The sequence below is a fragment of the Aminobacter sp. P4_D5 genome (assembly GCF_056401815.1).
In genome coordinates this window covers 1-970 of record NZ_JBFUIP010000453.1, presented here as the reverse complement: position 1 = coordinate 970, position 970 = coordinate 1, and the positions used below count along the sequence as shown (strand labels likewise).

Genomic DNA, 970 nt, shown 5'->3' with positions numbered 1-970 from the left:
AGGCCGAGGTGCTGGCCGATCCCGCCGTTCGGGCAGTGGTGCTGGCGACGCCGCATTCGCTGCACCGCTCCCAGGTCGAGGCCGCGGCGGCGGTCGGCAAGGCGGTCTTCTGCGAAAAGCCTCTGGCGCTCAACACCGCCGATGCGCGCGCCATGCTGGGCGCCTGCCGTCGCGCCGGCGTGCCGATGGCAGTCGGCCACAACCGGCGCTTCTGGCCGGCGATCAAGGCCCTGCGAGGGATGATCGCGGATGGATTGCTGGGCCAGCTCCTGCACATCGAAGGCCATAACAGCAACCTCAACTCCGACGCGGTGACGGGCGGATGGCGCCTCGCGCCCGGCGAATCCCCGGGCGGCGGCATGACCGGCGCCGGGCTGCATGCGCTCGATGCCTGCATCGGGCTCTTTGGGCCGCTGCGGCGCGTGACGGCGCGGCTGATGGAACACCCACCCGCGCCGGCGCCGCGGGATTCCATCTCGGTCATCCTGGAATTCGCGAACGGCACGAGCGGGATGATGGCGACCCTCCGCGCCACGCCATTCTTCTGGCGCGTGCATGTGTTCGGCACCAAGGGCTCGGCGGAAGTGCTGGGCGAGACGGAGATGGTGGTCCGCCGCGCCAATGCCGCGCCGGAGCGCATCACCTTCCCGGCCGAGGATTCCCTGCGCGCGGAGCTCGACGCCTTCGCGGCCCAGGTGGAGCACGGCGCGCCGCCGGCGATCGCCGAGCGCGACGTGCTGGCCACCATGATCGGCTTCGAAGCGGTGGTAAGATCGCTCGATGCCGGAATCCCGATCGACTGCGATGAGCCCTAGGCGGATCGAAGATCCGTCCGCGAAGCCCCTGCCCCGCTACCGCGAGGTCGCGGCGGAGCTGACGGAGGAGATCCGCCGCGGCGTCTATCCGCCCGGCGCGCTGCTTCCCACCGAGGTCGAGCTCGGCCTGCGCTTCGCCGCCGGGCGGCAGACGG

2 protein-coding genes are annotated in these 970 nt (G+C 71.5%); both read left to right on the top strand.

The window, feature by feature from the left end:
* Positions 1-815, top strand: an 815-nt coding sequence (locus tag AC1DWF_RS32685; RefSeq protein ID WP_476842669.1) for a Gfo/Idh/MocA family protein, incomplete at its 5' end; no start/stop codon positions are given.
* The coding region (locus AC1DWF_RS32680; protein ID WP_476842668.1) for a GntR family transcriptional regulator at positions 781-970 on the top strand (190 nt) is incomplete at its 3' end. The genes AC1DWF_RS32685 and AC1DWF_RS32680, both read left to right, overlap by 35 nt.